The organism is uncultured Anaerovibrio sp. (genome assembly GCF_947302755.1).
GTDB lineage: Bacteria > Bacillota > Negativicutes > Selenomonadales > Selenomonadaceae > Anaerovibrio.
In genome coordinates this window covers 1-4,550 of sequence record NZ_CAMYWM010000164.1, presented here as the reverse complement: position 1 = coordinate 4,550, position 4,550 = coordinate 1, and the positions used below count along the sequence as shown (strand labels likewise).

The window sequence follows — 4,550 nt, the reverse complement described above, 5'->3', positions numbered from 1 at the left end:
GAAAAATCTTCCAATTAGCGTTTCCCTTTCAGGACTAGCTTCGCGTCGCAACGAGATTGGAGAATTAGCACCCGTTAGCGTGGGGTAGTAGTTTGTTTTCCCCCACCTAAAGAGGTGGGGGACATCTTAAAGCTCGTTATATTATGCCATTTTTATAGCCATCAAAAATACTGTAAGCTTCTCCCACCGGCCAGTGCCGACAGGCTCCGCCCTTTTCCTCTTTCCTCCTCTTACCTCCCTTATACAGGTCCACACCTGGTAAAAAGGGTTAAAGCAAGGCTTTTAATGTACTAAACAGCTCCCGGGTATCGATAGGCTTGGAAATATGCCCGTTCATGCCGGCATTAATCACCTTTTGCTTATCTTCAGCAAACACATTGGCCGTCATGGCAATAATCGGTATATTCTGGCAATAAGAACCACCAAGCCCCCGAATTGTTTTCGTGGCTTCATAGCCGTCCATCAGCGGCATTTGAATATCCATCAATATGCCATCATATTGACCAGGGGAGGCGGACTTCATCTTCTCTACAGCCTCTACCCCATTGCCAGCCACCACTACCTTAAAATTAACCCCTTCCAGCAGGGCAGTGGCAATTTCCTGATTAACAACATTGTCCTCCACCAGCAGCACGGTCTTGCCACTAAAGTCATATTTTTCTTTACTGCGTATGGTACTGGCCATATCCTGATGCATAATGGTTTTTAATTCCAGGGAAACCTTGAATTTAGTACCCTTGTTTAATTCACTTTCTACGTTAATGGTTCCCCCCATAATATCCAATATGCTCTTGGTTATGGACATACCCAGACCAGTTCCCTGAATACCACTGACTGTAGTATTGCGGGCCCGTTCAAATGGGACAAACAGCTTGTCTATAAAATCCTTATCGATACCAATGCCGGTATCAGTTACATAAAATTCAAAGGTTGACCGGTCTGACCGGCTGTCCTTGGCTGGTCGCTGAACCAGCCTCAAATTGACCTGGCCTCCCTCAGGGGTAAATTTTACCGCATTACTGAGCAGATTAAGGAGAACCTGCTTTAAGCGCAGCCTATCACACAATACAGTATCGTCCGTTACCTCATCGGTATCCACCAGGAAATTTAATTTATGCATTTCCACATCTGACTGAAGAATGGATTTCAGTTCATCCACCAGGGATATAAGATTAGTGGGCTGTGGATCCAGCTCAATACGACCGCTTTCAATTCGGCTCATATCCAGCACATCATTAATAAGACTCAGCAGATGCTTGCTGACCAATTTGATTTTCTCCAGATATTCCTTTACGGCAGCTGTATTATCCAAATTTTCCTCTGCCAATGAGGTATATCCCATAATTCCATTCATCGGCGTGCGAATGTCATGGGACATATTATTGAGGAATATACTCTTGGCCTGACTGGCCTGCTGGGCCTTTAACAGTGCTTCCTTTGTCTTGTTGAGCATATCCTTGTATTCAGCAATATCCTGCAGCACACCATAGAGGCTCAATGGACTGCCATCATTTCGTCTGGCCAGACGCGCATAAACCCTGCACCATACATATTCGTCGGCCTTATTTTTTATGCGGACCTCATAATCGATAATATCTGCATGTTCACTGTTACCATGAAGTATTTCCCAAATGTATTGGCCGCCCTTTTGGCAATCCTCAGGGTGAATAAGCTTCACCATAGCCTCCAGGGTATCAGGGAAGTCATTTATATTGGTGTAGCCTAAAATATGGCGCAGCCCATCGCTCCATGCCACATTATCCACATTGCCCAATGGATCAAATTCTATAAGCCAGTTAGCCGATTTCAGTGCCTCGTGGTTATTTTCTATAATGGATATGGCTCTCCGCTGTTTATCCAGCAGCTCCTTTACCTCATCATTACGATTAATTAATTCCCCGTTAATATAACTCTGACTTTTATTGGCCAAAAGCAATTCATCATTGGCCACCTTCAGCTGCTGGGTCTGCTCCTTCAGCATATGATTAATTTTAGCCACCCGCTTGCGGCTTCGGTTAAGAATGTACATATTGGCCAGGATTAGCAGGAAGATAACACATACTATCCCCACTACCCACCAATAATCCACCAGAAAATCCTGTGCCCGGGAACGCACGGTAGAAAACACATTTGCAGACAGTACCTTCTCCATCTCCCGGTGATCAATATTGATGATTCCCCGTTCAAAAATGGACAGTAAATGGATATTGTCCCGTTTTACAGATAAGCACAAACCGGCATCTGCAAAGGTGTCTATTTCCTTAAGCCCACTATAGGCATGATTGCGCTGTAAAAACATGCGGGCCACATATTCATTGACCACTGCCGCATCCACATCCCCCCGCTTTACAGCCTCAAGGGAATCTACTACATTACCATAATATACATACTCAAAATTATTATTTAAGGCTCCGGCCAAAGTGCTGGAGGTAGGAGTTGGCTTATTGACCGGTATGGCAATTCGTCGGGCATTTTCTTTTTTAAAGTCTTCCCGCACAATCATCCGCAGGCCAACATTAAAAATACTGTTGGTCTGGGACAGGCCCACCTTCTCTGCCCACCAGAAATCATTATAAAAGCCAAAGGCCGCATCCACCTCCTCATGAATCACAGCATTTGCCAAGGCTTCACTGTCATCAAAGGGCACATAAGAAACCATGGCATTATCTATATCAGCACTGCTGCAGATAGAATTCATTACAGAGGAAATTACTCCATCCGGTGGCCCGCTGTCAGAAAGCTCGTGACTGAACGGCATATTTTGACGCAAATACCCTATACGAAGGGTACTCTTATTATCAAGCCACTCCCGGTCATCATGGGGCAACCGCGGATCCACCATGGCATCCCGGAAATATTTATACTCAATATCATTTATAAAGGTCGGATGGGAGGCCTCAATTTTCGGCTGGACCCGATTCAGCTCCTCCAACAAATCCGTCCGGTTTTTGGCTATTGCAATATAATACTCGGAATCCCCCAACAATACCACGTTGGAAATACCGCTGATTTTACCTTTAAAATGAGTCATTACCAGGGCATCAATTTTGCCATCCATCAGCTCCCTGATTTTCTTATCCTTTCCGCTGCCCAAAAGAATGATTTCACAATCTATATTGTTCTCCTTAATCCATTTTTCCAGATATTCGACCTGAATGGACTTCTCCTCCACACCGATTCGCTTGCCATTAAATGTACTCACATCTGTACCATCAATCTGGGAATTATCAGTTCTTATGGCGATATAATACACCTCCCGGCCCATGGCGGCCTTAGGGTAATTAAGCTGCTCCGCCCGCTCCGGCGTATAGGAAACGTCGGTCATTATGTCGATATCACCACTGAGAAGCTTTTTGTACAATTCAGACCAGCTGCCATAGACATATTCGTAACGCCAGCCGGTATAGTTGGATACCGCCTGAAGATATTCATAGCCATAACCTGATTTTACAGCAGTATCTGAGGCTCCAATCATAAAATTACCATCACTAAAATAGCCTACCCGCACCACCTTCCCTTGGTTCGGGAGGACGTTGTCCACTCCCATCGGCTGTATTTCCAATGCCCTGGAACCACATCCGGTCAACAAACTTAATAGGAACAACATACATATTATATATAGGCGTCTATTCATCTTGCACCACCTTTGGTTCAGTCATAGGACTGAAAATAACTATTGCAGCCTGCCTGCAGGTTTGGCATTCATAAGGATTTCCCTTACCAGCTCCTCCTCCAGCTTGCTTTGGAATTCAGCTATGGCCTTTTCCTCTTCTTCCTTAAATTCCTTGCGGCCTATGGCATTACCCTCCTTCAGACCAATGGTATAACCATTATTATAGCCCATGGCAAAGCATTCCTCGGCTACGGACTGTATAACCTCCTTTAGGCTTGTCCGAAGAATCTGCTGAAGCTCGGCATCCACTTTATTCCGCACAAAAATATTGGATAAGAGCCTGGCTACCAGCTCCTGCTTATCCAAAGTGTCATCTGACAAAAGCTCCTTCAAGGGAACCTTCTTGACGTTGTTGACTTCCACCATCTTTGTCTTAGCAACCATAATAATCCCTCAATTCTTCATGTCAGGGTTGCCTTACATATTGAATTATCTTCTTTGATAAGAACTAAATTCGACGTCACTGCCCTTTTTTCCTGCAAAAATTGTATTTGTAAACATGTATATCTATGTGTTAAAATATTCGGGTATTATTGTTTTTTGTAGGGGGTCTTTAAATAATGGAAAGAGAATCCTTCCAGTCTCGGCTGGGATTCCTGCTGGTTAGTGCCGGATGCGCTATCGGTATAGGTAATGTATGGCGTTTCCCATACATCTGCGGTGAGTACGGCGGCGGATTGTTTGTACTTATCTACTTGTTGTTTCTGTTGATTATGGGTGTGCCGATACTGGCCATGGAGCTGTCCGTAGGACGGGCCAGTCAAAAGTCTGCATACCTGGGCTTCAAGAAGCTGGAGCCCCCAGGAAGCAAATGGCATATCCACGGCCTCACCAGTATAGTTGGTAATTATATATTAATGATGTTTTACACCGTGGT

2 protein-coding genes and 1 pseudogene are annotated in these 4,550 nt (G+C 44.6%); 1 reads left to right on the top strand and 2 read right to left on the bottom strand.

Annotated elements, in window-relative coordinates; translation table 11 throughout:
• Window positions 1-268: 268 nt before the first annotated feature.
• Both Q0Y54_RS11785 and Q0Y54_RS11780 read right to left on the bottom strand, forming a co-directional pair.
• Complete coding sequence (locus tag Q0Y54_RS11785; protein WP_297968202.1) at window positions 269-3,607, bottom strand: ATP-binding protein; 3,339 nt, start codon at window positions 3,605-3,607, stop codon at window positions 269-271.
• 66 nt (window positions 3,608-3,673) lie between these two features.
• A complete protein-coding gene (locus tag Q0Y54_RS11780) occupies window positions 3,674-4,057 on the bottom strand; it encodes a hypothetical protein (protein ID WP_297968199.1) in 384 nt (127 codons plus the stop codon).
• Window positions 4,058-4,233: 176 nt separating this feature from the next.
• On the opposite strand from Q0Y54_RS11780, the pseudogene Q0Y54_RS11775 reads away from it, so the two are divergent.
• A pseudogene (locus tag Q0Y54_RS11775) lies at window positions 4,234-4,550 on the top strand (sodium-dependent transporter); the annotation flags it as partial.